The 1209-nt window shown below is 40.3% G+C and carries 2 protein-coding genes; one reads left to right on the forward strand and one right to left on the reverse strand.

All coding sequences use genetic code 11. The annotated features are described in order from the left end of the window. The coding region (locus ACS8FD_RS15465; RefSeq protein ID WP_439276501.1) for a CHAD domain-containing protein at nucleotides 1-814 on the forward strand (814 nt) is incomplete at its 5' end. 121 nt (nucleotides 815-935) lie between these two features. Here the strand turns inward: ACS8FD_RS15465 and ACS8FD_RS15470 are convergent. Further along, nucleotides 936-1209, reverse strand: a 274-nt coding sequence (locus tag ACS8FD_RS15470; RefSeq protein WP_439276502.1) for a L,D-transpeptidase family protein, incomplete at its 5' end; no start/stop codon positions are given.

The raw sequence follows: 1209 nt of genomic DNA on the forward strand, positions 1-1209 counted from the left end.
GGGTAGCATTGATAATACACATGTCTTGCAATTGACTATCGGACTCACTCGCTTGCAAGCTGCCTTGACAGTGTTTGCCGATTATTCTGATGAGATCAACCCTGATTGGCTACCAATATTAACACAAACCGCAGCCTTACTTAGTGACTACCAAGAGCTTACTTACCTAGCCGCTCACATCGAGCCCAAGCTACAAAGTTGCGGCGCACCTAGCGTTGATTGGACAGCAGATATCGATGCACTCAAAATTCAGCCACTTGATGTCGTAAGCGCCAATGACTTTCAACTTACGTTATTAGAGCTGATTGCTTTTACCATGAGTGATCCAAGTCTCGAACCAAAAGCAGATAAGCCTGCTGTCGACAAATTGGTGAAGACTCTATCGAAGCAGTATACAAAGTTTATTGAAACTGAGCGAAGATTACAGGATAAAAATGCAGCCAACGACAATGGGCCTTATAGCGAAGACTCAAAAAGCGTCAATCTAAAAAGCAGAAATCATAATCAGGTCCAAGACGACTTATATTGTCAGTTAGTAAACTTGCGTTATGCCAGTGAATTTGCCTCACGCTTATTGAATAAGAAAAAAGCTAAAAAGAAAACCAAACGCTGGCTAAAACATGTATTAAAAGCACAAAAAGCAATGGAGAAATATCGTAAACATGCACTATATCAACAGCGTTATCAGTTAAAATCTGCAACAGATATTAATGCGCTATATGGTGCAGGATGGTTTGCTGCCACGCTAAAAAAAGACGTTAAACGCGCTAAAAAACGCTTGGCTAACGTTCAAGATAGCCCCACCTTTTGGTAAACGTGCTAATAACGGTATAACAAAGATATAGAGTAAAAAAGACAGCCCTATTGGTAGGTGCTGTCTTTTTAAGCTTTAAATGAATAAATATAACGTTATCTATTGTCTACAAAATCATTCATTAGCTTGCAACTATAGTAACGGCATCTCCCTCTTCAACTTGATCAAATAGCTCAACGATATCCTTGTTACGCATACGTACGCAGCCGTGTGAGAGGGGGATACTCATAGGTTCAGTATCTGGTGTACCATGAATATAGATGTAACGCTGATAAGTATCACAGCCACCCTGGTTATTATGGCCTTTATTTACCCCTTCTTCTAGACCACTTAACCATAATATACGGCTCAATATCCAGTCGCGATTAGGATTTGATATACCAAGAGCTGCGTTG

It is taken from the genome of Psychrobacter sp. 1U2, assembly GCF_051847575.1.